Source organism: Gemmobacter lutimaris (genome assembly GCF_003570715.1).
GTDB lineage: Bacteria > Pseudomonadota > Alphaproteobacteria > Rhodobacterales > Rhodobacteraceae > Gemmobacter > Gemmobacter lutimaris.
The window spans coordinates 367437-393762 of the sequence record NZ_QXXQ01000002.1; the positions used below are offsets into that span (position 1 = coordinate 367437).

29 protein-coding genes are annotated in these 26326 nt (G+C 66.3%); 12 read left to right on the top strand and 17 right to left on the bottom strand.

Annotated elements, in window-relative coordinates:
• Nucleotides 1–198 (top strand): hypothetical protein, encoded by a 198-nt coding sequence (locus D2N39_RS04940; RefSeq protein WP_119133658.1) that lies wholly within the window; start codon nucleotides 1–3, stop codon nucleotides 196–198.
• 12 nt (nucleotides 199–210) lie between these two features.
• On the opposite strand, the gene D2N39_RS04945 is transcribed toward D2N39_RS04940, so the two are convergent.
• The 5 genes from D2N39_RS04945 to D2N39_RS04965 form a co-directional block, all read right to left on the bottom strand.
• Nucleotides 211–1476, bottom strand: coding sequence for a lytic murein transglycosylase (locus D2N39_RS04945; RefSeq protein ID WP_119133659.1), 1266 nt, complete (start codon nucleotides 1474–1476; stop codon nucleotides 211–213).
• A gap of 225 nt (nucleotides 1477–1701) precedes the next feature.
• Nucleotides 1702–3945, bottom strand: coding sequence for a ribonuclease R (gene rnr, locus D2N39_RS04950; RefSeq protein ID WP_119133660.1), 2244 nt, complete (start codon nucleotides 3943–3945; stop codon nucleotides 1702–1704).
• Nucleotides 3946–3975: 30 nt separating this feature from the next.
• Nucleotides 3976–4671: a nitroreductase family protein gene (locus tag D2N39_RS04955; RefSeq protein ID WP_119133661.1), complete on the bottom strand. Its 696-nt coding sequence runs from the start codon at nucleotides 4669–4671 to the stop codon at nucleotides 3976–3978.
• Nucleotides 4672–4754: 83 nt separating this feature from the next.
• Nucleotides 4755–5774 carry a Hint domain-containing protein gene (locus D2N39_RS04960; protein WP_119133662.1) on the bottom strand — a complete coding sequence of 340 codons (1020 nt, stop codon included), beginning with the start codon at nucleotides 5772–5774 and terminating at the stop codon, nucleotides 4755–4757.
• A 14-nt stretch (nucleotides 5775–5788) separates the two neighbouring features.
• Entirely contained in the window at nucleotides 5789–7372 is a 1584-nt protein-coding gene (locus D2N39_RS04965; protein ID WP_119133663.1) for a Hint domain-containing protein, read from the bottom strand.
• 364 nt (nucleotides 7373–7736) lie between these two features.
• Between D2N39_RS04965 and dapE the strand changes: the two genes are divergently transcribed.
• A complete protein-coding gene (dapE, locus tag D2N39_RS04970) occupies nucleotides 7737–8879 on the top strand; it encodes a succinyl-diaminopimelate desuccinylase (protein WP_119133959.1) in 1143 nt (380 codons plus the stop codon).
• Complete coding sequence (locus tag D2N39_RS04975; protein ID WP_119133664.1) at nucleotides 8876–9304, top strand: GNAT family N-acetyltransferase; 429 nt, start codon at nucleotides 8876–8878, stop codon at nucleotides 9302–9304. Before dapE ends, D2N39_RS04975 begins: the two co-directional genes overlap by 4 nt.
• A 60-nt stretch (nucleotides 9305–9364) precedes the next feature.
• On the opposite strand, the gene D2N39_RS04980 is transcribed toward D2N39_RS04975, so the two are convergent.
• The 9 genes from D2N39_RS04980 to accD all read right to left on the bottom strand — a co-directional run bounded on the left by D2N39_RS04980 (nucleotide 9365) and on the right by accD (nucleotide 16865).
• Complete coding sequence (locus D2N39_RS04980; RefSeq protein ID WP_119133665.1) at nucleotides 9365–10279, bottom strand: ornithine cyclodeaminase family protein; 915 nt, start codon at nucleotides 10277–10279, stop codon at nucleotides 9365–9367.
• Nucleotides 10276–10902: an HAD family hydrolase gene (locus D2N39_RS04985; protein ID WP_119133666.1), complete on the bottom strand. Its 627-nt coding sequence runs from the start codon at nucleotides 10900–10902 to the stop codon at nucleotides 10276–10278. The genes D2N39_RS04980 and D2N39_RS04985 overlap by 4 nt, the downstream gene beginning before the upstream one ends.
• Nucleotides 10899–11837: a DMT family transporter gene (locus D2N39_RS04990; RefSeq protein WP_119133667.1), complete on the bottom strand. Its 939-nt coding sequence runs from the start codon at nucleotides 11835–11837 to the stop codon at nucleotides 10899–10901. Before D2N39_RS04990 ends, D2N39_RS04985 begins: the two co-directional genes overlap by 4 nt.
• Nucleotides 11838–11904: 67 nt before the next feature.
• On the bottom strand, nucleotides 11905–12351 hold the full coding sequence (locus D2N39_RS04995) for a YaiI/YqxD family protein (protein WP_119133668.1): 447 nt from the start codon (nucleotides 12349–12351) through the stop codon (nucleotides 11905–11907).
• Entirely contained in the window at nucleotides 12344–13174 is an 831-nt protein-coding gene (gene fghA, locus D2N39_RS05000; protein WP_119133669.1) for an S-formylglutathione hydrolase, read from the bottom strand. The genes D2N39_RS04995 and fghA overlap by 8 nt, the downstream gene beginning before the upstream one ends.
• A gap of 12 nt (nucleotides 13175–13186) precedes the next feature.
• Nucleotides 13187–14113, bottom strand: a complete 927-nt coding sequence (locus D2N39_RS05005; protein ID WP_119133670.1) for an AEC family transporter — start codon at nucleotides 14111–14113, stop codon at nucleotides 13187–13189.
• Nucleotides 14114–14173: 60 nt separating this feature from the next.
• Complete coding sequence (locus D2N39_RS05010) at nucleotides 14174–14614, bottom strand: hotdog fold thioesterase (protein ID WP_119133671.1); 441 nt, start codon at nucleotides 14612–14614, stop codon at nucleotides 14174–14176.
• Nucleotides 14614–15891: a bifunctional folylpolyglutamate synthase/dihydrofolate synthase gene (locus D2N39_RS05015; protein WP_119133672.1), complete on the bottom strand. Its 1278-nt coding sequence runs from the start codon at nucleotides 15889–15891 to the stop codon at nucleotides 14614–14616. The genes D2N39_RS05010 and D2N39_RS05015 overlap by 1 nt, the downstream gene beginning before the upstream one ends.
• Nucleotides 15892–15950: 59 nt before the next feature.
• Nucleotides 15951–16865, bottom strand: coding sequence for an acetyl-CoA carboxylase, carboxyltransferase subunit beta (accD, locus tag D2N39_RS05020; RefSeq protein ID WP_119133673.1), 915 nt, complete (start codon nucleotides 16863–16865; stop codon nucleotides 15951–15953).
• A gap of 153 nt (nucleotides 16866–17018) precedes the next feature.
• Here accD and D2N39_RS05025 point away from each other — a divergent pair, with 153 nt between their 5' ends.
• The 4 genes from D2N39_RS05025 to msrB all read left to right on the top strand — a co-directional run bounded on the left by D2N39_RS05025 (nucleotide 17019) and on the right by msrB (nucleotide 19529).
• A complete protein-coding gene (locus D2N39_RS05025; protein ID WP_233557054.1) occupies nucleotides 17019–17663 on the top strand; it encodes a cation transport ATPase in 645 nt (214 codons plus the stop codon).
• A 133-nt stretch (nucleotides 17664–17796) separates the two neighbouring features.
• Nucleotides 17797–18570 (top strand): DUF6478 family protein, encoded by a 774-nt coding sequence (locus tag D2N39_RS05030; RefSeq protein WP_119133674.1) that lies wholly within the window; start codon nucleotides 17797–17799, stop codon nucleotides 18568–18570.
• A 10-nt stretch (nucleotides 18571–18580) separates the two neighbouring features.
• The gene (locus D2N39_RS05035; protein WP_119133675.1) at nucleotides 18581–18955 is read left to right on the top strand and encodes a hypothetical protein; all 375 of its coding nucleotides are present in this window, start codon (nucleotides 18581–18583) and stop codon (nucleotides 18953–18955) included.
• A 136-nt stretch (nucleotides 18956–19091) separates the two neighbouring features.
• Nucleotides 19092–19529, top strand: coding sequence for a peptide-methionine (R)-S-oxide reductase MsrB (gene msrB, locus D2N39_RS05040; protein WP_119133676.1), 438 nt, complete (start codon nucleotides 19092–19094; stop codon nucleotides 19527–19529).
• Nucleotides 19530–19540: 11 nt separating this feature from the next.
• Here the strand turns inward: msrB and map are convergent, their stop codons facing one another.
• Entirely contained in the window at nucleotides 19541–20350 is an 810-nt protein-coding gene (gene map / locus D2N39_RS05045; RefSeq protein WP_119133677.1) for a type I methionyl aminopeptidase, read from the bottom strand.
• A gap of 119 nt (nucleotides 20351–20469) precedes the next feature.
• Between map and D2N39_RS05050 the strand changes: the two genes are divergently transcribed.
• The 4 genes from D2N39_RS05050 to aroC are packed head-to-tail and all read left to right on the top strand — an operon-like array spanning nucleotide 20470 to nucleotide 24011.
• A complete protein-coding gene (locus D2N39_RS05050) occupies nucleotides 20470–21189 on the top strand; it encodes a competence/damage-inducible protein A (RefSeq protein WP_119133678.1) in 720 nt (239 codons plus the stop codon).
• Entirely contained in the window at nucleotides 21189–21911 is a 723-nt protein-coding gene (locus D2N39_RS05055; protein WP_119133679.1) for a GNAT family N-acetyltransferase, read from the top strand. Before D2N39_RS05050 ends, D2N39_RS05055 begins: the two co-directional genes overlap by 1 nt.
• A 3-nt stretch (nucleotides 21912–21914) precedes the next feature.
• The gene (locus D2N39_RS23530; RefSeq protein ID WP_119133680.1) at nucleotides 21915–22853 is read left to right on the top strand and encodes an OmpA family protein; all 939 of its coding nucleotides are present in this window, start codon (nucleotides 21915–21917) and stop codon (nucleotides 22851–22853) included.
• Nucleotides 22854–22910: 57 nt separating this feature from the next.
• Nucleotides 22911–24011, top strand: coding sequence for a chorismate synthase (gene aroC / locus D2N39_RS05065; protein WP_119133681.1), 1101 nt, complete (start codon nucleotides 22911–22913; stop codon nucleotides 24009–24011).
• Nucleotides 24012–24050: 39 nt separating this feature from the next.
• Here aroC and D2N39_RS05070 read toward each other — a convergent pair whose 3' ends face one another.
• Complete coding sequence (locus tag D2N39_RS05070) at nucleotides 24051–24752, bottom strand: helix-turn-helix transcriptional regulator (RefSeq protein WP_119133682.1); 702 nt, start codon at nucleotides 24750–24752, stop codon at nucleotides 24051–24053.
• Nucleotides 24753–24820: 68 nt separating this feature from the next.
• On the opposite strand from D2N39_RS05070, the gene D2N39_RS05075 reads away from it, so the two are divergent.
• On the top strand, nucleotides 24821–25429 hold the full coding sequence (locus tag D2N39_RS05075; RefSeq protein WP_119133961.1) for a glutathione S-transferase family protein: 609 nt from the start codon (nucleotides 24821–24823) through the stop codon (nucleotides 25427–25429).
• Here D2N39_RS05075 and D2N39_RS05080 read toward each other — a convergent pair.
• Nucleotides 25426–26301 carry a DMT family transporter gene (locus D2N39_RS05080; protein WP_119133683.1) on the bottom strand — a complete coding sequence of 292 codons (876 nt, stop codon included), beginning with the start codon at nucleotides 26299–26301 and terminating at the stop codon, nucleotides 25426–25428. The genes D2N39_RS05075 and D2N39_RS05080 overlap by 4 nt on opposite strands.
• Nucleotides 26302–26326: the final 25 nt, after the last annotated feature.

The following is a 26326-nucleotide window of genomic DNA, read 5'->3' on the forward strand; positions in this document are numbered from 1 at the left end:
ATGAACAAGCTTGTTGCCCTGATCTGCGTGATCAGCTGGTCGGGTTTCTGGGCCTTTGGCTATCTGGCGCTTTCGGCCGGGGTCGAGGACAGCGGCCAGATCACCGTGGCCGCCGTTCTGGCCGCCATCGGTTTCTTCTCGGGCATGGTGGCCTGGCTGAAACTGGCGCGCGCCGATAACCTGCCACTGCGCGCCTGAAGGGGCGGCGGCTCAGCGCCGCCGCAGCAGTTCCAGAACGTCACGGTCAGGATAGCCGTCCGGCACCAGCCCGCGCGTGGTCTGGAAAGCCTTGACGGCGGCAATGGTCTTTTGCCCGACATTGCCGTCGGTGCCGCCGGTATCGAAGCCCATGGCGGTCAGCCGTTCCTGCAATTCCATCCGTTCGGCCATGCGCAGGGTGGTATCGCCCGCGGGCCAGGGGGTTTTCAGCCCCGGACCACCTTTCAGCCGGTCAGACAGGTGGCCGACCGCGATGACATAGGCATCGGCCTGATTGTAACGCTCGATAGCGTGGAAGTTGCGGTAGATCAGGAAGGCCGCGCCCTTCACCCCGGCGGGCAGCAGTAGCGCCGCCTGACCGTCGGGCACCGGACGCCCGTCGGCGCGGGTGATGCCCATGGCGCGCCAGTCCGCACCGGCGCGTTTCGCCGACTTGCCCGACACCGCCGCGCCAAAGCCCGGCGGCAGGGTGACTTCCATCCCCCAGGGCTGCCCGCGCTGCCACCCCGATTTCGCCAGATAGGCGGCGGTCGAGGCCAGCGCGTCGGTCGGATCGTCCGACCAGATATCGCGTTTGCCGTCCCCGGTGAAATCCACCGCGAAGGCAAGGTAAGAGGTCGGGATGAACTGCGTATGCCCCATGGCACCGGCCCAGCTGCCCAGCATGTGCCGGGCATCGGTATCGCCCGCCTGAAGGATCTTCAGCGCAGCAATGAGCTGACCCTGAAAGAACTCGGCCCGCCGCCCGTCATAGGACAGTGTCGCCAGCGCCTCGATCAGCGGCAGATCGCCTCGCTTCTCGCCATAGCTGCTTTCCATGCCCCAGACGGCGACCACGACTTCCTTGTCAACGCCATAGGTCGCCTCGATCTGGTTCAGCACGCTCGCATGCCGCGCCAGCATCGCCCGGCCATTGGCCACACGCTTGTCGGAAACGGCGGTTTCCAGATATTCCCACAGCGATTTGGTGAACTCGGCCTGATTGTTCGACCGCCGGATCACCTCGGGGTTATAGACCACCTCGCGGAAGGCCGCGTCATAGGTGCCTGCCGACACGCCGGAGGCCAGCGCGCGCGGCCGGAAGGCCGCAATCCACTGTTCCAGCCCAGTCACCTTGGCCGGGTCCGGGTTCTGGTCGCGGCCATATTTGATCACGGTCGGGCTGCTCCCTGATTGCGACACCGCGCTGCCACCTCCGACACAGGCCGAAAGGGCGGTCGTCAGGGCGAGGGTCAGGAGGGTCTTGGAAAGGCGCATGATAAGGCCCCTTTTCGGGTTGTTCGCGTCTGCTCGGCCTCAGTGTAGCGGGAAGCCGGCGTCTGCGAAAGGCGGCGATGACGGAAGGGGGGCTTTCCGCCCCCCGTCTCCTGCGGAGCCTCCCCGGAGGATATTTTTGCCAAGATGAAGGCGCGAAGTTCATCTTGGCCCAAGTATCCTCGGGGGTGAGCCCCGAAGGGGCGAGGGGGCAGACAGCCCCCTGCTTCAGTGCCGCTTGCGCACCACCTTGCGTTTGGCGATGGCGGCGCGGGCGGGTTTGCGCGGGCCGCGGCCCTGCCCGGCCTTGCCGCGTTTTGGGGCGGGCAGGGCGCCGCCGTCGATCTCGATCAGTTCCAGAAGCAGCCCGCCGGTTACCGGCACGGCCTCGGCCAGCCGCACGGTGACGCGCGCGCCGGGGCCGATGGTCAGGCCGGTATCGGCGCCGGTCAGGGTCTGGCTGTCGGCATCAAAGAAGAAGAACTCGCGCCCGACCTCACGGATCGGCACAAGGCCATCGGCGCCGGTTTCATCCAGCTTCACGAAAAGCCCGAATTTCTGCACGCCGGAAACCCGCCCGGTGAAGGTCTGTCCCACGCGGTCCGAGAGGTAAGAGGCAAGATAGCGGTCGATGGTGTCGCGTTCGGCAGCCATCGACCGGCGCTCGGAATCCGAGATCAGCTTGGCGGTCTCGTCGAGGTTCTCGACATCCCAGGCACTGAGGCCATCCGCGCCCCAGCCATGCCCGGCGATCAGCGCCCGATGCACGATCAGGTCGGAATAGCGCCGGATGGGCGATGTGAAATGCGCGTAATTGCGCAAGGCCAGCCCGAAATGGCCAAAGTTCTGCGGGCTGTAGTAAGCCTGCGTCATCGACCGCAATGTGGTGATGTTGATAAGCTCGTCCTGATCGGTGCCTTCCGCCTGCGCCAGCAGCCGGTTCAGATGCGCGGTTTTCAACACCTGCCCCTTGGCCAGCGTGAATCCCGAAGCCTCGGCCACTTCGCGCAAGGCATCCAGCTTTTCCTGACTCGGTTCCTCGTGGATGCGGAACAGCAGCGGACGTTTCAGCCGGATCAGCTCTTCGGCGGCGCAGACATTGGCCAGCACCATTGCCTCTTCGATGAGCTTATGCGCGTCGAACCGTTCGCGGAAGGCGACCGACAGCACTTTACCCTCGTCCGAGAGGATGATCTTGCGTTCCGGCAGGTCCAGTTCCAGCGGCTGCCGCACGGCACGGGCGTGTTTCAGCGCGGCATAGGCGGCGTATAGCGGGCGGATCACGCTGTCCATCAGCGGCTCCAGCTTCGGCTCCACCGCGCCGTCGATCGCGGCCTGCACCTGCCCGTAATGCAGCGACCCGCGCGAACGCATCAGGCCGCGGGTAAAGCGGTGGCCGCGCTTGCCGCCCTGCGCGTCGATGGTGATGCAGACCGCCATGCAGGGCCGGTCCACCGCTTCGTGCAACGAGCACAGATCGCCCGACAGCACATCGGGCAGCATCGGCACCACACGGTCGGGGAAATAGGTGGAATTGCCGCGCTTGCGGGCCTCGCGGTCCAGTGCGGAACCGGGCGTGACGTAATGCGCCACATCGGCGATGGCGACCCAGAGGTGAAAGCCCCCGGCATTGCCGGGATCGGTGTCGGGGATGGCCAGCACCGCATCGTCGCGGTCGCGGGCATCCACCGGGTCGATGGTCACGAGGTCGAGGTGGCGCAGATCCTCGCGGTCACCCAGCGTCACGGGTTCGGCGCGGTCGGCCTCGGCCAGCACCGCTTCGGGGAACTGGTCGGGAATGCCGTGCTGGTGAATGGCGATCAGGCTGACCGCCTTCGGCCCGGACGGGTCGCCCAGCCGGGCGACGATGCGGGCGCTGGGCAGGCCCAGACGCTTCGGACCGGCCTGTTCGGCCTCGACCAGCTCGCCATCCTCGGCCTCCAGCGTCAGGCCGGGGGGCACGCGCCATTCCTTGTCGGCGCCCTTGTCGATGGGCAGGATGCGCCCGCCTTCGTGGCTGCGGCGGAAGATGCCCAGAACGCGGATGGCCGAGGTGCCCAGCTTGCGGATCAGCCGCGCCTCATAGGCGTGGGCCTCGCCCTCCACCTTTTCCAGCCGGGCCAGAATGCGGTCACCCTGACCCAGCGCCGGGTCGCCTGTGCGCGCGATCACATGGATCAGCGGCGCGTCCTCGCCTTCCCATTCATTCGGCCGGGCAAACAGGTCGCCCGCCGCATCGGGCGGCAACAAGCGCAGGATGGATACCGGCGGCAAGGTGCCCGCCTCGCGGAACTGGCGCTTGCGCTTCTGGATGCCGCCCTCCTGCTCCATCTCTTTCAGCAGGCGCTTCAATTCGATGCGGGCGGGGCCACCCTTGATGGAAAACGCCTTCGCGATGTCGCGTTTCGAGGCGAGGCCGGGATTGTCGGTGATCCACTGGCGGATCTGCTCTTTGCTGGGCAACTGGTCCATGCGCCTGCGTAGCACGCTGGCGCTGCGGCGTCATCCGCGAAACACCGACAGGATTTCGGCCAGAGGCTTCTTCCGCTTGGCGACCTCCGGCACGGTGGCGTGATCGGCGGGCCAGCCGACAGGCAGGATCATCACCGCCTTTTCGTGATCGGGCCGCCCGCAGAGTTCATTGAGGAATTTCATCGGGTTGGGCGTATGTTCCAGACAGACCAACCCGGCGTGATGCAAGGCGGTGATCAGCAGGCCGGTGGCGATGCCGACGCTTTCCGGGACGTAGTAATTCTTGTAGCGCTGCCCGTCTTCGGTCACGCCATAGCGCTGGGCAAAGACGACGATCAGCCAGGGCGCATCGGTCAGATGCGGCTTGGCGGTGCCGGTGCCGATGGGTTCCAGCGCCGCCAGCCATTCGTCGCCCGCGCCACCGGCGTAGAAGGCGGCTTCCTCCTCCTCGGCAGCCGCGCGGATGCGGGCCTTCATCGCCGGATCGGCGATGGCCACGAAATGCCAGGGCTGGTGATTGGCACCCGAGGGTGCGGTGCCTGCCGCTGCGATGCAGGCTGCAATGACCTCCTCCGGCACCGGGCGGGTGGCATAATCGCGGACCGAATGACGCTTGCGCATGTAATCCAGAAACGCCTGAGCAGCGGCCAGCGCCTGATCATCGGGTTTCTGAACGCGGTCGGGCAGGGGCAACGGCTGGTAAGCCACTTCGCCGGATTTATACATGACGCCTCCCATTGCGGTCGCTACCGCTGGGGGGAGGGGAGCATTCCGGGCGGCGAATGGCAAGGGCGAACCCCGCCGGGCAGTCAGGCCGCGCGCCAGCTCATGCCGTTGCGGTTGAGTGCGGCGAGAAGCGGCATCGCCTCGAACCCGCGCAGCTGGCGCAGCGGCGGCGGGGTCGCTGGCGCTCCGGCATGGCTGGCCGACAGGAAGGCCATGCCGTCACCCTGCACAAGATCGGGAGCGCCAATATCCAGCGAAATGGTGCGCAACACCATATGCCCAGTATCGAACAGTGCGGCGAGACCATCGGTCAGATGCTGCGCCGCCACCAGAACCTCCTCCTCGTCGAACAGATCCTCGATGTCGCCGCCCGTCATCAGAATGGGCAGATCGGCGCTGACCAGATGGTCGCGGCCGGGCACGATATAGGGCGCGCGCAGGCGCACCGGCGTGTGGCTGCCGCGACCGGGCAGATCGCAGCGCCGAACCGATTGAAGGCGCCGCGCGGTGCCGTCATGCAGCAAAACGGTCTCGCCGGGGTTCAGGCTGCCCGCTTGCCGCAGGCCCGAGGGCGTGGCGATTGCGGTCTGGTGATGCACCCAGCTTGCTGCCCGCGGGGCGGCGTCATGCGTGGTGGCGCCGAACCACAGCAGCGCATCGTGCCGACGGACTTCGGGTGTCAGCGCGCAAATGCGGTCCAGATCCTCCAGAGGAAGAGCAAGCGGGGCAGTGCCCGATGCTGTCACGGAACTGCCGCTGCCCGGCCGCATATAGCTCAGGCTCCAGCTTTCGCGGTGGATGTCGAAGGCCAGCGTAATCTGCGCGATGCCGGGCTCGGCGGGCAGGCGGCCCTCCAGTCGGCAAATGGCCACGGCGGGGCCCTGCCTGTGCCGGATCGTCAGGCCGCGCTCGGTGTCATGCAGGATCGAGAAGGTGCGTTCCCAGCCATTCGTCGCGGCATGGTAATCCAGCAGAACCTGAGCGCCGCGCAACGGCACCGCCAGTTCCAGCACCAGCGCGCCGCGTGTCATCAACCCGGCGCGGGTGGCACCGCCCCCCGGCGGGGGGGGATCGTGCTGCGACAAGGCCAGCCAGCCGCCCATGCACGCCCCATCCGTCACGCTGCGCGCCGCGCGTCGGTCAGAAGAACCTGCGCTTCGAATCCGCGCAGGGTGGGCCGGGCGGCAGGGCCGTAACCCAGCCCCGTCTCGGGGTCGAGTGCGGGGAACAGCGCGCGGATTTCCTCCAGCACGGGCCGGTCGAGAATTTCCATCGTCTGCGGGCCGGGCAGGAAGCTTTCCGTTACCAGCCCCTCGGACCAGACCAGTTGATGCCGGTCGAACATCAGATGCACATAATCGACCTCGCCGCCCTGCTGAACGGTGATGCTGCGGCCGTTCACCAGTTCTTTGGCAGCAACCAGAACCTCCGCCTCACCGAACAGCAGTTCGGCCAGCCGGTCGCGCAGCAGAACCCGGTGCTGGGGCGAAACGAACAGTGTGCCATGCGCGCCGAACGTGCCTGCCTTGATGCGGATCGGGGCAAACGCCCCCGACGCCGCGACCCGGCGGCTGCCAATCCAGCGCAGCGGCTGCGGACCGTCATCCATGGTCATCACCAGATCGCCCGGCTCCAGATCTTCCACCGGCACATCGCCGTCGGGTGTGCGGATCCGGGTGCCGGCCACGAAGCAGGGCACCGAATTGATGGTGACGATACCCACATCGGTAACGCCGTTGCCATTGCCGTTGCCGACCGTATAGGTGAAGGACGAACTGCCGGTCTGCCCGTTGCCGACGATGGTGAATGTGCCGTCGGCGTTCAACGTGATCTGCTGCCCGCTGGCCAGCGTCACGGTCTGCCCCGCAACGACATTGGTGCCGTTGATCTGGGTAATAACAAGCTGGCTGTTGCCCGGTCCGTGGTCATTGGCCAGCGCGTTCAGCGTCTTGGTGCCATCCGGCGCCATGGTGATGCTGTCATCCACCGCCACCAGCGCGGTCTGCACCGAATTGCCGGCGATGAGCAGGTTGCTGTCGTAATTCGCGTCCGAGGTATCCGCGATCCCGATGCGGATGGAATTCACCTGACCCGCGATCACGCTCATGTCCAGCGACAGCGTGATGGTGAAGCCGTCCATCTCGGTGTTGTAGGCGTCATTCGTGTTGGAGACGGTCAGGTTCGGCTGGGTGTTCAGGTTGATGTTGTTCACCGCTGTCTTGCCGTTGCCGACCGAGATCGGCACATGTGTGCCGTTCACCCAGACCCCCACCACATCGTTGAACTGCGAATTGACGTATTCGGGGTATTCCTCCGAGGCGAAAACGAATTTCATCGTCATCATGTTGCCGGTCGGAATGAAATCGACATCCAGCCAGACCGCGTCATAGGTGCGGGCCCCGGCAATGGCGTTGAACAGGTTGTTGTTGTCCACGCCCGAGGTATTGGTCGAGGTACTGCCGCTGCGGTTCGGGTCGCCCGAACTCTGCGTGAAATTTGTCGCGTTGCCGGTGGACAGGATGACCCCGTTGTCGCCCGGCATCACCCCGGCCGCGCGCTGCCCGTTGGAATAGATCGCGGAAGAGCTGCTGGGTCCGGTATAACTGGCCCCGGTGACGGTCACCCCGTCCCCGAAAATCGTATTGGCCATCTGCAACGCCGAGGCGTTGGTCTGATATGTCAGCTCGGAGCCGGTCGCCATGTGCCTGTCTCGCCCTTTTCTCAGGCCCCCACCGGCTGCGGAGTTTTCTCCGTCATCTGCCGGCCTGCTCGGGGGTGGACGGTTGCTCCGCCCTTTTGAAATGCGCGGATTGCCCGCCGCGCCTTCAACCAGAACGATATGTCGCCATTGCGACATATGTCATCCTTATTCTCGCCACATTTCGCGCTGCGCGAACGGGCGGTTGCTTGCTTGCCACAGTTTCAGGGCGCGGCGCTTGCGCTCTATATGATCGCACCTCAATTGGCGCTGCGTGGGCGGGGTGCACTGTTGCGCATGCCCCGGTCTTGCGAGCCATGCTTTGCCGCCGTATCCCTGTGCCCAGCAGAAGGAGCACCCCATGACCATGCCCGTCGATCCCGTCCGGCTGACCGCCGATCTGATCCGTTGCAATTCGGTGACGCCGGCCGAAGGCGGCGCGCTGGTATTGCTGGAGCGGCTGCTGACCGAGGGTGGCTTCACCTGCACCCGCGTGGACCGGGGCGGCATCGCCAATCTGTTCGCGCGCTGGGGGGCAAGGGGCGCCAACCGCAGCTTCGGCTTCAACGGTCATACCGATGTGGTGCCGGTCGGCGACGCGGCCGCCTGGACGCATGACCCGTTCGGGGGCGAGATCGTGGATGGCGTGCTTTGGGGGCGGGGGGCCACGGACATGAAATCGGGCGTCGCCGCTTTCGCCGCCGCCGCGCTGGATTTCGTGCGCGAAACACCACCTGACGGCGCGGTGATCCTGGCCATTACCGGCGACGAGGAAGGCGATGCCGAGGATGGCACCACTGCGCTTCTGGACTGGATGGCCGCCAATGGCGAGCGGATGACGCATTGCCTTGTCGGCGAACCGACCTGCCCGAACGAGATGGGCGAGATGATGAAGATCGGCCGTCGCGGCTCGATGACCTGCTGGTTCACGGCCGAGGGCGTGCAGGGCCACAGCGCCTATCCGCACCGGGCGAGGAACCCGATGTCGGCGCTGGTGAAATTGCTCGCCCGGCTGGAGGAAAAGCCGCTGGACGAAGGCACCGCGCATTTCGATGCCTCGACGCTGGCGATCACCACAATCGACTGCGGCAACCCGGCCACCAACGTGATCCCGGCGCGCGGCACCGCCACGGTGAACATCCGCTTCAACGATGCCCATTCGGGGGCGAGCCTGACCGACTGGCTTGCAGGACACGCCCGCGCGGTCGAGGCGGAAACCGGCGTGCGCATCACCATGCGGGTGCAGATCTCGGGCGAAAGCTTCCTGACGCCGCCCGGCCCCTTGTCCGACCTGATCGCCCGCGCGGTGGAGGCCGAAACCGGCCGCCGCCCCGAACTTTCCACCTCGGGCGGCACCTCGGACGCGCGCTTCGTCAAGGATCATTGCCCGGTGGTGGAGTTTGGTCTGGTGGGCAAGACCATGCATCAGGTCGATGAACGGGTCGAGGTCGCGCAGATCGAACAACTCAAGACGATCTACAGCCGCATCCTGCGGGAGTATTTCGCGTGACCCCGGTCATTGCGGAAACCGCCGATATTGCCACCTGTGTTGCCCTGCGTCGCAAGGTGTTCATCGAGGAACAGGGCATCGCCGAGGCGGATGAACTGGATGACCTCGACGGTCAGGCCATTCACCTGCTGGCCACAATCGACACCCGCCCCGTCGGCACCGCCCGCCTGCTGCGCAAAGGGGCGACCGGCAAGATCGGCCGGGTGTGCGTGCTGGCTGAAGCGCGCGGCACCGGACTTGGCGCCGCCCTGATCCGCGCCGGCATCGCGCATTTCGCGGCCGACCCGTCCTGCGATACGGTCTATCTCAGCGCACAGGTGCCCGCGCTGGGCTTCTACGAAAAGCTCGGCTTTACCGCCGAAGGCCCCGCCTATGATGATGCGGGCATCCCGCACCGCGACATGACGCTGCCGCTGTCGCGCTGAGGATTCATTTACCTTGGCTCAAATATCCTGCGGGGGTCCGGGGGTGCAAAACCCCCGGCCTCACCGCCCGCGCCAGGCGGCGAGGATATAGGCCGCCGTCATCAGATCCAGATGCGCGCCGCCGCCGTTCTTGGCAATGGTGATCTCATCGGCGGAACGGCGGCGATAAAGCCCCTGAGGGATGTCGTAGAAATCGGCCTGAATATCGGATTCCGAAATCACCCCGCGCGCGATCGGGTCTTTCAGTTCGCCGATGTGATGGATCGTGGTCGCCCGCGAATCCACGAAAAGCTGCGCGCGGCGCAGTGCCTCGTCATCGACCTCGCGCATGTCGGGGCGATAAGCGCCGATCAGGTCCAGATGCTGACCGGGGCGCAGCCATTCGCCCATGACGACCGGCTCGGTGCTCATGGTGCAGGTGCAGACGATGTCGGCCGCCGATACCGCCGCCGCCAGATCGGTTGCCACTTCTGCCCCCGTTTCGCGTGCCAGTGCATTGGCGCCAGCGGGGCTGCGGTTCCAGATGCTGAATCGCGCCTCCGGGAACCCGGCCCGGTAGGCCTCGATCATCGACTTGGCCACTGTTCCCGCCCCGACGATCAGGATCGCACGCGAATCCGGCCGGGCCAGACGCCGGGCCGAGACCAGACTGTCGCCCGCCGTCTTGAACTTGGTGACAAGGTGGAAATCCACCACCGCCTCCAGCTCGCCCGTGGTGTCGGCGTAAAGCGTGACCGAGCCGTTGATGCTGGGTTTGCCAAGGGCGCCGTTCCCCGGAAACACGGTCGCGCATTTCACCAGCTGCCCCAGCCCGTCGATCCATGCGGCACGATTGAGCAGCGTATCCTTGCCGCGATAGAGGAAGGCATCGGCGATTTCGGCGCGCGGCAGGCCGTGGCCCGCCTCGATCGCGTCACAGAGCGTCAGCCAGTCCAGTTCGGCTTCCGCCTCGCGCCCGATGATCTCCACTGTCACAGTCCAGCCTCCTTCTCGTTCAGCAATCCTTCCGCCACCAGCCGACGTGCCCAGCCCTGCCAGCCCTCGAACAGGTGGCAGCGCCAGCCGCGCGCGCGGGCGACGGCGATATTCGCCTCCCGGTCGTCGGTGAACAGCAGCGAACCGGGCGGCAGGCCACAATCGGCCTCCACCCGTTCATAGATGCGCGGGTCGGGTTTCGTCACCCCCAAATGGCCGGAAACATAGGCCCTGTCGAATTCCGACAGGAAATCATAGCGGGTTTTCGCGTAATCGAAGCTGCCGATGCCGAAATTCGTCAGGGCGAAGACCGCGACGCCGCGCGACCGCAAGGCCCGCAGCAGCGTGACGGATCCGTCAATGCGCGGGGAGGCCATGTCGAGCCAGTTGTCATGCCACATGCGGATTTCTTCGGCCCAGTCGGGGGTGCGGTCGGCCAGATCGTAGATCGTATCGCGGAAGGGGGCACCTGCGTCGATGGCCTCGTTCATCGCGTGCAGGTCCACTTCGGCGAACAGCGCCTCACGTTGGGCGCGGCCGATCTGCCAGTCGTAGAACCGTTCAGGGTTCCATTCCAGCAGCACATTGCCGATGTCGAAGATCACGGCCTGCGGTGTTGTCATCTCCGTCTCCTGTTCACGGTTTCACGCCAGAGCGTATAAAGCCCGGCGCCGCAGATCAGCGCGATGCCGGCCCAGGCGGTCGCATCGGGCCACTGGCCGAAGACCGTGACACCCCAGAGAATCGCCAGCGGCATGGCCACATATTCAAAGGGCGCGATCAGCGCCGCCTCGCACAGACGGTAGGCCTGGCTGACCATCAACCCGCCGATGCCCACGGCAAGACCTGTCGCCAGAAAGACCGGCCAGTCCTGCGCGGGCGGCCAAACCCAAGGGCGGAACAGAAACTCCAGCGAGGGGTTGCCGCTGCCCGCAAGATGGCCGTCGCCGACGATCAGGCCCATGCAGGTGCTGACCAGAATGAAACCGCACTGGACGTAGAAATTCAGCGTTGCTGCGCTTTCGGTATCGCGCAGGCGCCGCGTCATCATATGGGTCGAGGCATAGGTGAAGGCCGAGATGAAAACCAGAACTGCCGCCGGATGCAGCGCCCCCGCACCGGGGCGCATCATGATCAGCACCCCCGCCAGACCTGCCGCCACCGCAGCCCAGCGGCGCGGGCCGACATGTTCGTGCAGCACCACGACTGACAGCAGCGTCACCACCAGCGGGCTGACAAAGGCGATGGCCACCGCATCGGCCAGCGGCAGCGCGGCGAGGCCAAGGAAATAGGTGATGTTCGACAGCATCACAAAGCTGACACGCAGAAGATGCCCGCGCGGGCGGCGGGTGCGCAATTGCCGGAAACTGCCGGTCAGGCCGATGAAGGTCAGGATGAAGGCCATGCTGATGGCCGACCGGGTCAGGATCACCTGATGCAGCGGATAGCCGCCCGACAGCGCCTTGATCGCCACATCGTTGATCGACAGGACCGAGGCGCCGCCGATGGCGCAAAGGATACCCAACAGGGTGGTGCGGGGGGATGCCTGCGAAATCATGGCCGCAGCTTAGTCCCCCTCCACGCGCCGTCTGTTCCGCCCGCGACGGCGGGACGGAACATTCGCGTCACCGCCGCAGCGCGCGTTCCAGCGCGTCAAGAAAGCGCGAGCGGTCGGCCTTGGCGAAGGGCCGGCCGCCGCCCTGACGGAACGGATCGGCGCTGCGCAGATCGGCCATCAGGTCGCGCGTGGCCAGTGCCATGCCGATATTGGCGGTGGTCAGCGCCTCGCCATTGGGTTTCAGCACCGCCGCCCCTGCCGCCACGCATTTCGCCGCCAGCGGGATGTCGCCCGTCACCACCACATCGCCGGGTCCGGCGGTGGCGGCGATCCATTTGTCAGCCTCGTCCGGGCCTTCTGCGACGAAGACGCTTTCCACCAGCGGATTGGCCGACGGCCGGATGCCGCCATTCGACACCAGGACCATGCGGATGCGGTGGCGCGTCGCCACCGTTTCCGCCTCGGCCTTCACCGGGCAGGCATCCGCGTCGATGAGGATGCGGCGCTCAGTCATACAGCGCCGCGGCGTGGAAGCCGATGTGATCCTCGATGAAGCTGGAGACGAAGAAATAGCTGTGGTCGTAGCCCTTCTGCATGCGGAAGATCCCCCCCTGCCGCCGCGCCGCCATCGCCTCGGCCAGTGCCTCGGGTTTCAGGAGGTCAAGGAACTGGTCGGCCGAGCCTTGGTCGATCAGGATCGGGCCGTCAAAGCCGCGCTTGCGCATCAGCAGTGTCGCGTCATGCGGCGCCCATTTTGCCTCGTCCGCGCCCAGATAGGCGGTGAACTGCTTGCGGCCCCAGTCGCTTGCCGAAGGGTTGGCAATGGGCGCAAAGGCCGAGACAGAGCGGAACCGGCCCGGAAAGCTCATGCCGATGGTCAGCGCGCCATGGCCGCCCATGGAATGCCCGGTGATCGCCTGCCGTTCCTCGGCCACAGGGAAGGCCTTGAAGATCAGCTCGGGCAGTTCTTCCGTCACATAATCCCACATGCGGAAATGGGTGGACCACGGCTTTTCCGTGGCATTGACGTAGAAGCCCGCACCCTGACCCAGATCATAGGCCTCGTCATTCGGCACATCGGCGCCGCGCGGCGAGGTGTCGGGGAAGACCAGCGCAACGCCCGCCTCGGCCGCCCATTTCTGCGCGCCCGCCTTCACCATCGCATTCTCATGCGTGCAGGTCAGGCCGGACAGATACCAGATCACCGGCACAGGGCCACGCTCGGCCTCTTCCGGCAGGAACAGGCCGAAGGTCATGTCGCAGCCGCAGGCGGTGGAGCCATGGCTGTAGACGCCCTGCACGCCACCATAGGCGCGGTTTTCGGAAACGGTTTTCATCGTCGGTCCTCCTTAGCCCGTGATCCAGGCGATGATCATTGTGACGGTCAGGATACTGGCCGCCGTGGATACAAGAATGGCAGTGGACACCCGTTGCGGGGCCACGCCGTAATGTTGCGCAAGGATATAGACATTGCCCGCGACCGGAAGGCTTGCCGCCGCCACCATGACGCCCGCCGCCGACGGATCGACCGGGAAGATCACGAAGGCCGCCAGCGCCACCAGCGCCGGATGCAGCGCCAGCTTGGCGAAGGACAGCCAGATCGCGACGCCCAGCCGATCCGCCCCGCGCCCGGCCAGCGAGGCGCCGATGGCGAACAGCGCGCCGGGGGTGGCGGCACCGCCGAGGATGCCCAGAAACTCGTTCACCGGGCCGGGCACCGGCAGCGCCGCGCCGGACCAGATCAGCCCCAGCACGATCGACACCACCATCGGGTTCTTCAGCCAGCCCATTGCCAGCATGCGCAGCGTCTGCAACCCCGGTCGCCCGCCCCGCGCGGCGGTGATGATCAGCGTGATGAGGGACGAAAACACCACCATGTCCACCGTCAGCACCATCAGCACCGGCCCGGCCGCCTGTGGCCCCAGCAGCACGACCAGCATGGGCACGCCCAGAAAGCCGGTATTGCCCGATTGCGCACATTGCGCCTCCATCGCCGCTTCCTCGACCCCGCGGCCACGCGCCATGGCGATGGCCATGACCGCCGCATAAAGCAGCAGCGAGGCCGAAAGATAGGCCAGCACGAAGGGCAGGTCGAAGATTTCCGCAAGGCTCAGGTTCGCGGCAAAGCGGAACAGCATGGCCGACAGCGCGAAGTAGAACACGAATTTGGTCAGCCAGGCCACACCTTCGGGCGGGAAGAACCGTTTCCGGCCCGCCAGATACCCCACCGCGATCAGGGCGAAGAAGGGCAGGGTTTTCACAAGTATCGGCAGCATGTTCCGGGGTCCGAGCGTTGGCCCAAGCTTTCACGCCGCGCGGGCGGATGCAAGGCAGGTTCAGCTCTGCGTCTGCGCGTCGGGGTTGTGCTGTCCGGGCAGGCTGCGGCCATTGGCGCGCAGGGTTGCCACCAGCCGGCCGTCGCCGCCGGTGACCATGATGTCATAAATCGCGCTGCGCCCGCTGCGTGACAATTCGGTCGCCGTGGCGGTCAGCGTCTCGCCCCCGCGCGCCGGGCTGACGAAGGTGATCTGGTTCACCTGCGCCACCATCGGCACGTTATGGCTGTTGGCGGCATAGGCAAAGGCGCTGTCGGCCAGCGCGAAGATGAACCCGCCGTGGCAGATGCCGTGACTGTTCAGATGCTGCGGCCCCAGATCGAGGCACATCACAGCCCGGCCCGGCGCCACCTCGACCAGCCGCGTGGCAAGGGTCCGGTTGGCCTCGTCCCCCGCCCACATGGTTGCGGCGCAGGCTTCGGCAAGCGCCTGCGGCCCCATCAGCCGTTCTCTTTCAGAACGGTGCCCGCAAGGTAAAGCGAGCCACAGATCAGCACCCGTGCCTGCGGGTTGCGGTCGGCGACTCCGGCCAGCGCGGCAGCGACGCTTTCGGCCTCTGCGGCCACGATGCCCGCCTTGCGCGCGGCCTCGGCGGTCACTTCGGCGGGCAGCGTATTCTTCTCGCCCGGAATCGAGACGGCATGCAGTTCTGCCAGATGCGGTGCCAGCGGGCGCAGGTAACCGCCGATATCCTTGGTGTTCAGCATACCGCAAATGGCGAAAGTCGGACGCGCAGGCATGGCGGCCAGTGTCGCGGCAATAGCCTCGCCCCCCGCCGGGTTGTGGCCGCCGTCGAGCCACAGCTCCACCCCCGGCGCCAGATCGACCAGCGGACCCTGACGCAGACGCTGCATCCGGGCGGGCCAGAAGGCGCGGGCTACTGCCGCCTCGCAGGCGGTCTCCGACGCGCCCAGATGGCGCAGCGCGGCCAGTGCAGCCCCGGCATTCTGGATCTGGTGCGGCCCCGGCAGGTTGGGCAGCGGCAGGTCCAGAAGGCCGGTTTCATCCTGAAACACCAGCCGCCCGCGTTCAGTTGTCACATGCCAGTGCTGGCCATGCACCAGAAGCGGCGCCCCGAGCCGCGCCGCGCGCGCCTCGATCACGTCCAGCGCCGCATCTTCCTGCGGGCCGACCACGCAGGGCACGCCGCGCTTGAGGATCCCGGCCTTTTCGCCCGCAATCTCGGGCAGGGTTTCGCCCAGATATTGCTGATGGTCGATGGAAATGGGCGTCAGCACCGTCAGTGCCGGGCGATCCACCACATTTGTGGCGTCCAGTCGCCCGCCAAGCCCCACTTCCAGCAGCGTGTAGTCCGCCGGGGTGCGGGAAAAAGCCAGCAGCGCGGCGCAGGTGGTGATCTCGAAAAACGTGATCTCTTCGCCACCATTCGCCGCGACGCATTCATCAAGCAGCGCGGCCAGCGCGTCCTCGGAAATCAGCTCGCCCGCCAGCCGGATACGTTCATGGAACCACGCCAGATGCGGCGAGGTATAGGCGTGGACAAGTTTTCCATCGGCCTCCAGCCCGGCGCGGATCATGGCCTGGGTCGAGCCCTTGCCATTGGTCCCGGCCAGGTGGATCACCGGCGGCAGCACCCGTTCCGGGTGGTCAAGCGCCGCCAGAAGACGGTGCACCCGGTCCAGCGTGAGGTCGATGATCTTGGGATGGAATTCCATCATACGCGCCAGAATCGCGTCGGAACGGCTGGTATCGGTCATCGCGGCCTCGGAGGCGGAATGTGTGGGGAAGGGGCGGGCCAGCCTTGGCCCGCGAAAGCTCAGCCCTGCGCGGGCGCGGGCTGTTCCACCGGCTGCGCCGGGGGCAGATCGCCATGCACGGCGGGCGTCTGTCTTGTCAGCATACGCAGGATGGTGACCAGCTCCTCCCGCAGCTTCTTGCGGTGGGTCACCCGGTCCAGCATGCCGTGATCCAGCAGATATTCGGCGCGCTGGAACCCCTCGGGCAGCTTTTCGCGGATGGTCTGTTCAATGACGCGCGGCCCGGCGAAGCAGATCAGCGCGTTCGGCTCGGCGATCTGCACATCGCCCAGCATGGCGTAAGAGGCCGTCACACCGCCGGTCGTCGGATGGGTCAGCACCACGATATAGGGCAGCCCCGCTTCCTTCAGCATCTGCACCGCCACGGTCGAACGCGGCATCTGCATCAGCGACAGAATGCCTTCCTGCATCCGGGCGCCACCAGCGGCGGAAAACAGGATCAGCGGCCGCTTCAGCGCCACGGCCCGTTCAGCCGCTGCCACGATGGCATTGCCGACATACATGCCCATCGAGCCGCCCATGAACGAAAAGTCCTGCGCCACGGCGACAACCGGGGTGCGCAGCATCTCGCCCTCGGCGACCAGCATGGCATCCTTCTCGCCGGTGGCTTTCTGCGCGGCCTTCATCCGTTCGGGGTATTTCTTCTGGTCGCGGAAATGCAGTGGATCGGCAACCGGCTCGGGCACCTTCACCTCGACAAAGACGCCGCCGTCAAACAGCGCCGCAAACCGTTCGCGCGGGGTGATCGCCATATGGTGATCGCAATGCGTGCAGACATTCTGGTTCTCCGCCAGCTCGCGGTGAAACAGCATCGTCCCGCATTCGGGGCATTTCGTCCAAAGGTTCTCGGGCACCTCGCGGCGCGAGAACAGCGAGTTGATCTTCGGGCGGACGTAATTGCTGATCCAGTTCATCCCGGCGGGCCCCTCTTGCGCAGTCGCGTTCCGAAATAAGCCGCGAAGCCCGGAATTGCAATCGCGCGCGGCGTTCTGCCGATCATGCCGCGCGCCAGCTTGCCCGGATACATCCCGCGCAGTATGACGGCGCGGTTCCCCGGAGACCTGCCCTTGACCGCTTTTTCGCGCCTTTGCCGCCAAGCCCGATTCCCCGCCGTGCTTGCCCTTGCCGCCCTGCTGCTGTCGGGTTGCGTCCTGCCTGCGGGTGGACCCGCGGCGGATTATCACCGACGCCCGGTCACGCCCGGCAAGGTGGTTGTGGCCGCGCCTTCGGGCTATTGCATCGAGCCCGCTTCGGTGGTCGAACGCGCGGATACCGCGCTGGTCCTGCTGGGGCGTTGTGCCGGGGCCGAGACGCGTGGTCCTGCCGTGCTGACCGCCAGCGTGGGCGCGGCGGGTTCGGCTTCCGGTCTGGATATTGTTTCGGGAGGGCAGGAACTTGCCGCCTTCTTCCGATCGGAGCGCGGACGCGCCGCGCTCAGCCGGCGCGGGCGGGCCGGGGATGTTACGCTGCATCAGGCGGTGGGCATTCCGGGGGCTTTCCTTCTGCGCTTTGACGACAAGGGGGCAAAGGCTGCCGCCATGCAGCCGGAAAGCTGGCGTGCGATCCTGACCTTGCGGGGCCGGCTGGTCAGCCTCTCGGTCAGTGGAATCGCGGGGCAGCCCGGTCTGGGCCGCACGGAGAGCCGTGCCCTGCTGGAAGCCTTCGTAACCGCGGTGCGACGGGCCAATCCGGGTGCGGCTGTGACGCAATGAAGCGCGAAAAGACGCGAAATTCCGGCAGCTTGGGGTGGCGTTCTTAATCATTTGAGGTGATAAACGAATCGTTTCCGCATGTGAAACGGTTTACCCGGCGGCAAGCGTCGTCCGGCGGATCATCAATGGTGACATGGGCAACAAACTTGACAACCTTCTGGACCGGCTGACCCAGCGCAGGTTCGAACGTCGCTGGGCGGGATGGGCCGACCGTGCCACCCAGATGGGGCTTGAGGAACTGCGCGACCTGCGCGGCCGCGCCCGCGCCGCGCGCCGCCAGCTTGACCGCGTGATCCATGTCGCCGAACATCGCCTTGCCCTGCCGGTCATCGGCTCCAACGCCCTGCGCAAACCCATGGGCTCGGACTGGGTCTGGCGCCCCGATCTGTGGAAGGGCGAGATCCCGGTGCCGGGCTTTTCATCGGTCCCCTCGAAACAGCCAATCTGCGAGGGTGCGACTCTGTTCCACGATTGCCGCCGGTCAGAACTGACCGTCCGGCAGGTGCGCAACACCCGCGAATCCGATCTGGCGCCCTTTGGCCTGCGCATGGATGTGTTCCGCTTCGACGGTTCGTTCCTGTCACTGGTGCTGGACCTGCCGCCTGAGGCGGTGCAGGGCCTGCGCCTGCGCCACCTGATCCGGCTTGACGTGATCGTCGAGATGGAAAAGCCGCTGGAAATATTCGCCCGTCTCAATGTGCGTCACGGCCCCAATGTCGAACAGATCGTGCGCGAACTGCCGCTGGCGGAAGAGGAGGTGATGGTCGAATTCGACCTCGCCTATACGAAGATGAGCGAGAAGCGCGTCGAAAAGATGTGGGTCGATCTGATCTTCGAAGGCCCGGAAATGAACCAGATCATCCTGCGCGACGTCACCCTGTCGCGTCGGCCCCGTGCGGATATTTGAGGCAGGCGTCATGGCGGAAGCGAAGCTGACAAAGACCAAGGTTCGGGCGGGGATCTGGGAAGGGCTGCTGACGGCGGAAGGCGGCATCCCCGCGCTGGAAGTGCTGCATCTGGAACAGAAGCTGCCCGGCCTGACTGTGACCGAAGTGCCGGGCCAGCCGGGCCACTACGCCGTGCGCTTGCCCATCCCTGTTACCGTGCTGACCGAAGGGGTGCAGACCTTCCTGTTCCGCGATGCGATCACGGGCGACAAGCTGGGGCATTTCACCATCATCACCGGGGTGGCGATGGAGGATGACCTGCGGGCCGAAGTTGACCTGCTGCGCGCCGAACTCGACATGCTGAAACGCGCTTTCCGGCGGCACTGCCTGGAAACCACGGGCTGAGCGTTGCGCGCCGCTTCTGCCGGGCGCGAGCAAAAGTTTTCCTGAAAACTTTTGCAAATTTCTTCAAAGAAATTTGCGGGCTCTGGACTTTCCGGCCGGGGTGACCAGATTCACCCCGACAGGATCAGGAGGCCGCATGTCCCGCTTTGCCAAGACCGCCGAGGCCGTCGCCCGGCTGACCCCCGAACAATACCGCGTCACGCAGGAAAACGGGACCGAGCGTCCGTTCACCGGTGAATACGATCATCATTTCGAGCCGGGTATCTATGTGGACATCGTGTCAGGCGAGCCACTGTTTTCCTCGGCCGACAAATATAACAGCGGCTGTGGCTGGCCCGCCTTTGCGCGTCCCATCGACGAGGCGCATATGGTGGAGCTGCGCGACATCACCCATGGCATGATCCGGACCGAGGTGCGGTCAACCCATGGCGACAGCCATCTGGGCCATGTGTTCCCGGACGGCCCCCGCGAAATGGGCGGGCTGCGCTACTGCATCAATTCCGCCAGCCTTCGCTTCATCCCGAAGGACCGGATGGAAGAGGAAGGCTATGGCGACTGGCTCGACCGGGTGTAACCCCGGTCGCTTCATGCCCAGGTTCGGAAGAACTTGCCGGCAGGGGACAGGGTGAAGATCTCGCAGCCCTCTGCCGTCACACCCACCGAATGCTCGTATTGCGCCGAAAGTGACTTGTCGCGGGTGACGGCGGTCCAGTCGTCGGCCAGCACCTTGGTTTCGGGGCGGCCAAGGTTCACCATCGGTTCAATGGTGAAGAACATACCTTCCTCCAGCACCGCACCGCTGCCCGCGCGGCCGTAGTGCAGCACGTTCGGCGGGGCGTGGAACACCCGGCCAAGGCCGTGGCCGCAGAAGTCGCGCACCACCGACATGCGGCTGGCCTCGACATAGGTCTGGATCGCGTTGCCGATATCACCGAAAGTATTGCCCGGCTTCACCGCCGCAATCCCGCGCATCAAGCCCTCGTGCGTGACCTCGATCAGCCGTTCCGCCTTGCGGCCCAGATTGCCCGCCACGAACATGCGGCTGGTGTCGCCATACCAGCCGTCCACAATCACGGTGACGTCGATATTCAGGATGTCGCCATCCGCCAGCACCTTGTTGCCGGGGATGCCGTGGCAGACCACATGGTTGACGCTGATGCACGACGCATGGCGATACCCCTTGTAGCCGATCGTGGCCGAGATCACGCCACGGCGTTCAACCTCGGCGGTGATGAATTCGTCCAGCTCGCCCGTGGTCGCGCCCGGTTTCACCAGCGGGATCACCGCATCAAGGATCTCGGCCGCCACCTGCCCGGCGGCGCGCATCCCGGCGAAATCAGCCGGGTCATAGATGCGGATGCCATCCTTGGTCACGCGGCCGCGAGTCTCTTTCACGGGGTATCCTTTCCTTAAGGCTTGCGTCTAGATAAAGCCTCGGGCAGCAAAAGACCAGAGCCGGGCCGAAGTCAGGAGCGTGACAGGCGCGGCTTTCGCGGATCGGCAAGGAGAGCGCCATGACCAACCCCACCGCCGCCATGCTGGTGATCGGCGATGAAATCCTGTCGGGGCGCACGCGCGACAGCAATACCCATTATCTTGCGGGCGAACTGACACAGCGCGGCATCCGGCTGATGGAGGCGCGGGTGGTGGCCGATGATCATGCGGCCATCGTCGAGGCGGTGAATGCACTGCGCGGGCGCTGGGATCATCTGTTTACCAGCGGCGGTATCGGGCCGACGCATGACGACATCACCGCCGATGCCGTAGCGGCGGCCTTCGGTCTTGGTATCAGCCACCGCGCCGATGCCATGGCGCTGTTGCAGGCGCATTACGACCGCGCGGGGCTGGAATTCAACACGGCCCGGCAGCGCATGGCGCGTATCCCGGACACGGCAACCCTGATCGACAATCCGGTCAGCACAGCGCCCGGCTTCACGCTGGGCAATGTGCATGTGATGGCGGGCGTGCCCAACATCTTTCAGGCCATGGTGGCCAGCGTGTTGCCCACGCTCACGGGGGGCGAGCCATTGTTGAGCCAGTCGCTCCGCGTCAATCGCGGCGAGGGCGAGATTGCCGGGCCTTTCGCGGCCTTGGCAGCCGATTTCCCCGATCTGTCGATGGGCTCTTACCCGTTCATCCAGAACGGTGCCCATGGCACTAATCTTGTCATCAGGGGCACCGATCCCGCGCAGCTGGATGCCGCGATGACCCGGCTTTGCGCGTTGTTCTCGTGATGGGGGGGCAACTCAGTCCTGCACGGCTGGCCGAGGTGATGGAGGCGACATGGCCCCCTGCCCGCAGCTTTATCGAAGGCCCGTGGCGTCTGCGCGACGGGCAGGGCGGTGGGCAGCGGGTGTCGGCGACCACGGCGGAAGGGGATTGGACCGACGCCGATCTGCCGCTGGCCGAGGCTGCGATGACGGCGCTGGGGCAGAAGCATCTCTTCCTGATCCGCGCAGGCGATGCAGCGCTGGATGCGGCACTGGAGGCACGGGGCTACCGGGTGAACGATCCGGTGGTGGCCTATGCCGCCCCTGCCGAGGATCTGGCGCAGCCGGTCAGCGGCATGGCGGCCTTCCTGCACTGGCCGCCCCTTGCGATTGCCGCCGACATCTGGGCGGCCGGGGGCATCGGTCCGGCGCGGCTGGCGGTGATGGACCGGGTGGCGGGGCCAAAAGTGGCGATCCTCGGGCGCACCGATGACACGCCTTCCGGCGCGGCCTTTGTGGCAGTTTCCGGTGATGTGGCCATGCTGCATGCGCTGGAGGTGCCCACCACGATGCGGCGGCGGGGCGCGGCGGCGGTGATGATGCGCGCGGCGGCGGGCTGGGCGGTGGCGCAGGGGGCCACCACCTTCGCCGTGGTGGTGACCGAGGCAAATGACCCCGCCCGCGCGCTTTACGCGCGGCTGGGTATGGTCGAGGCCGGACGCTACCATTACCGGCTGAAGGATTGAGGGATGTGGCGCGGACCCGGCCTTGCTCTGGCATTGGTGATCCCTTCCGCCACGCTGGCGGCGCCGCTGGCGCTGAACCTGCCCGGTCCGGCGACCGAGACCGCACGCATCACCGAACCCGGTGCCAGCTACCGCATGCCGGTCGGCCCCTGGCGCGAGGGGGAGATGGAGACGCGTCTCGCCGAAGGCACGGTCGAGCAGGTGGCCTGGCGCATCGCGGAAGCCATGACCACGCTGGATTTGCTGGGCCCCTTGCGGGCGCAATTGCAGGCGGCAGGCTGGCAGGTGCTTTACGAATGCGAAACCGAAGCCTGCGGGGGTTTCGACTTCCGCTATGACCTGTTGTTGATGACCGAGCCGGACATGCACGTCGATCTGGGCGATTTTCGCTATCTCGCTGCCGTGCAAGGGGACGAGGTGCTTAGCCTGATGGTCAGCCGGTCGCAGGCCTCGGGCTTCGTGCAGATGACGCGGGTGCAGCCGGGCGAGGCGCCCGAGGAAACCGGGGGGCAGGCAGTGCTGCTGCCCGATGCGGAAACACCGCCTTCCGTCGTCTCGGGTGCGGCCGCAAGCATCGGCGCCACGCTGGAGGCGCAGGGCCATGCCGTGCTGGAGGGGCTGGATTTCGCTTCGGGTGCGGCGCGGCTGGAGGCCGGGGACAACCCGGCCCTGATGGCACTGGCCGACTGGCTGGCGACCAATCCGGCTCGGCGCATCGCACTGGTCGGCCATACCGATGCCTCGGGCAGCCTTGCCGCCAATCTGGCGTTGTCGAAGCAGCGTGCGGCGGCCGTGCGGCAGGCGTTGATTGCCGCGGGCGCCGATGGCAAGCGGATCGAGGCGCAGGGCGTGGGCTATCTTTCCCCGCGCGCCAGCAACCTGACCGAAGCCGGCCGCATGGCGAACCGGCGTGTCGAGGTCATCCTCACCTCTACCGAATAGCGGCGCCTTCCCACGCCGCGCACTTTGGCGTAAAGGCAGCGCAAAGGAGTGCGCCCCATGAGCCTGAACACCTTCGGTCACCTGTTCCGCGTCACCACATGGGGCGAAAGCCATGGCCCCGCGCTGGGCGCCACGGTCGATGGTTGCCCGCCGGGGGTCGAGATCGAGGCGGCGGCGCTGCAACACTGGCTCGACCGGCGCAAACCAGGGCAGAACAAGTTCACCACCCAGCGGCAAGAGGCCGATGCGGTGAAGATCCTCTCGGGCGTGTTCGAGGGGCGCTCCACCGGCACGCCGATACAGCTGATGATCGAGAATACCGACCAGCGGTCCAAGGATTACGGCGACATCGCCCGCGCCTTCCGCCCCGGTCATGCCGATCTGGCCTATCACCTGAAATATGGCCTGCGCGATTATCGCGGCGGTGGCCGGTCCTCGGCGCGCGAAACTGCCGCGCGGGTGGCGGCAGGGGGCGTCGCGCGCGCGGCACTGGCCGCGCTGGTGCCGGGGCTGACGATCACCGGCTATATGGTGCAGGTCGGCCCGCATGGCATCGACCGCAGCCGCTTTGACGCGGCCGAGATCGAGCGCAACCCCTTCTGGTGCCCCGATGCCGTGGCAGCGGAAGGCTGGGCCAGCTATCTGGATGACCTGCGGCTGAACCACAATTCGGTGGGCGCGGTGATCGAGGTCGTGGCCTCCGGTGTGCCTGCCGGGCTGGGCGCACCGCTTTACGGCAAGCTCGACAGCGATCTGGCGGCGGCCATGATGTCGATCAACGCGGTGAAGGCGGTCGAGATCGGCGAAGGTATGGCGGCGGCGGCGCTGACCGGGGTGGAGAACGCCGACGAGATGCGCATGGGGCCGAACGGGCCGGAATTCCTGTCGAACCACGCGGGCGGCATTCTGGGCGGCATTTCCACCGGACAGGATGTGGTGGTGCGTTTCGCGGTGAAGCCGACCTCCTCGATCCTGACGCCGCGCAAGACCGTGAATCAGGCGGGTGAGGAGATCGAGTTGATCACCAAAGGCCGCCACGACCCCTGCGTCGGCATCCGCGCCGTGCCGGTGGGCGAGGCGATGATGGCCTGCGTCCTGCTCGATCACCTGCTGCTAGATCGCGGCCAGACCGGCGGTGTGCGCGGCACCGTCGGGTGAGGCGCAAATCTTTTGCGAAAAGATTTGCAAATTCGTTGATCAACGAATTTGCGCCTTGCCCTGACCGCGCAGGCGGGTGTGAAACGCGCGCAGCAGCGGCACGCGGCGGGGGCGGAAGCTTTCGTCGCTTTGCGTGACCTCTGACATCTGGTGCAGCTTGAAACGGCGGAAGTCGTTGCGCAAACAGCACCAGGCCAGCAGCATCAGCGATTTGTCCAGCCAGACCACCGACAGCGGCCAGATCCGGCGCTGGCTGCTTTGGCCCGCATTATCCTCGTAGCGCAGGTCCAGCGCGCATTCGGCCCAGATCGCCTCGCGGATCAGGCCCAGATTTGGCGGAGCGGGCTGGCGCGGCTCGAAGCGGTAGATTTCCTGCGCGGCATGCAACGCCTGCCGCTGCACCCTTTCGGGCAGGGTGGCGATGATGCGGGCGGCGGCGGTTTCAGCCGCGCGGGCCAGCACCGGGTCGCCCGAAAGGCGGATCTCGGCCAGCCCGAGCATCAGCGCCTCGACCTCCATCCGGGTGAACATCTGCGGCGGCAGGGCCGGGTCTTCGGTCAGCGTGTAGCCCACCCCGGCCTCGCCGTCGATCCGCGCACCTGCGGCACGCAGGCTGCCGATGTCGCGGTAAAGTGTGCGGGGCGAGACTTCAAGCTCCGCTGCCAGCCGCGCGGCCGTGGCGGGCGGGGGCAGGCGACGCAGGGCATCCAGCAGGCGGAACAGGCGGTCGGGTCGGGCCATGATGCTGACAGCTTTCGTCAGGAGGGGTGCAGCATAACAATGGCATGCAGAAAGAAAAGGAGCCTGCCATGCTAACCCTCTATCACGCGCCCAATTCGCGGTCCTCGCGCGTCCTGACCCTGATCGAGGAGATGGGGATCAGGGATGAGGTGGCGCTGCGTCCCGTCACGATCCGCCGGTTCGATGGTTCCGGCGGGCCGGATGCGGCGAACCCGCACCCCGAGGGCAAGGTGCCGCTGCTGGACCATGACGGGACACTGATTTCGGAAACAGCGGCTATCATGCTTTATCTGACGGCGCTGTTCCCGCAGGGCGGCATGGCGCCGCCGCCCGGCGATCCGCAGCGGGGCGCGTATCTGACCTGGCTGTTCTGGTATGGTGCCGTCATGGAACCCGCGCTGATTGTCGCGCGCAGCGGGCTGTCGCATCCGGCCTTCACCGCCACATGGCGCGGGACAGATGAGGTGACGGCGCGGATTTCGGCGGCGCTGGCGCGCGGACCGTGGCTGCTGGGCGAACGCTATTCGGCGGCCGATCTGCTGGTGCATTCGCCTTATGCCTGGTTCCGCGAGGCGACGCCGGACGATCCGGCGATCCGCGACTGGGTGGCGCGCTGTCAGACGCGCCCGGCGGTGGCGGCGATGCAGGCACGGGATGCGGCGCTGATGGCGGGTTAGGGCCGCGCGCGGGTCTCGCGGGCGCGCTGCACGGCAAGGATACCGGCCATGACCACCACGACCCCGGCAATGTCGGTGGCCCGGATCTGTTCGCCCAGCAGCGCGGCTGCGATGGCCACGCCAAAGAACGGGTTGAGAAAGTGGAAGCTCGACGCCTTCACCGCGCCGATCTGGCGCACCAGCGCGAACCACAGCACCGTTGCCGCGATGCCGGGCATGAAAATCTGATAGGTCATCGCGGCGATCCACTGCGGGTTCGTCGGCAGGTGCCAGCTTTCCAGCAGCCCGCCCGCGATCCACAGAACCGCCGCCCCGACCCACATCTGAAGCCCGACGATGATCCAGAGATTGCCACCCGAGGCCGCGCCACGCAGGGTCAGCGTTGCGGTGGCCAGCGCCAGCGCGGCGGCAAGGCAGAAGACCACGCCCAGCGGGTCGGCTCCGCCGGTCAGCCGCGCCGCCATGATCAGCGCCACGCCACTGAAACCGAGCGCGAGGCCCAGCACGCCCAGCGGTGACAGCCGTTCCCCGCGGAAGGCCCAACCCAGCGCCGCAACGATCAGCGGCATGGAAGAGGCGATGATCGCGGCCAGAGATGCCTCGATCCACTGCATCGCGATGAAGTTGAGGCCCAGATACAGCGCGTTCTGGCACAGGCCGAAGATCAGCGTTGCCCGCCATTGCGCCCGCGTCAGGCGCAGGCTTTGCCCCAGCAGCAGGCCGATGCCCACCGCAACCACGCCCGAGATACTGAACCGCAGCGCCAGCGACAACAGCGGCGGCGCCTCGGCCACGATGATGCGGGCCACGGCATAGGCCGAGGACCAGATCAGGGCAAAGCACAGGCCGGTGACAAGGGCGCGCAGGTTCACGGGGCAATCCGGGCAAAGGAAGGGC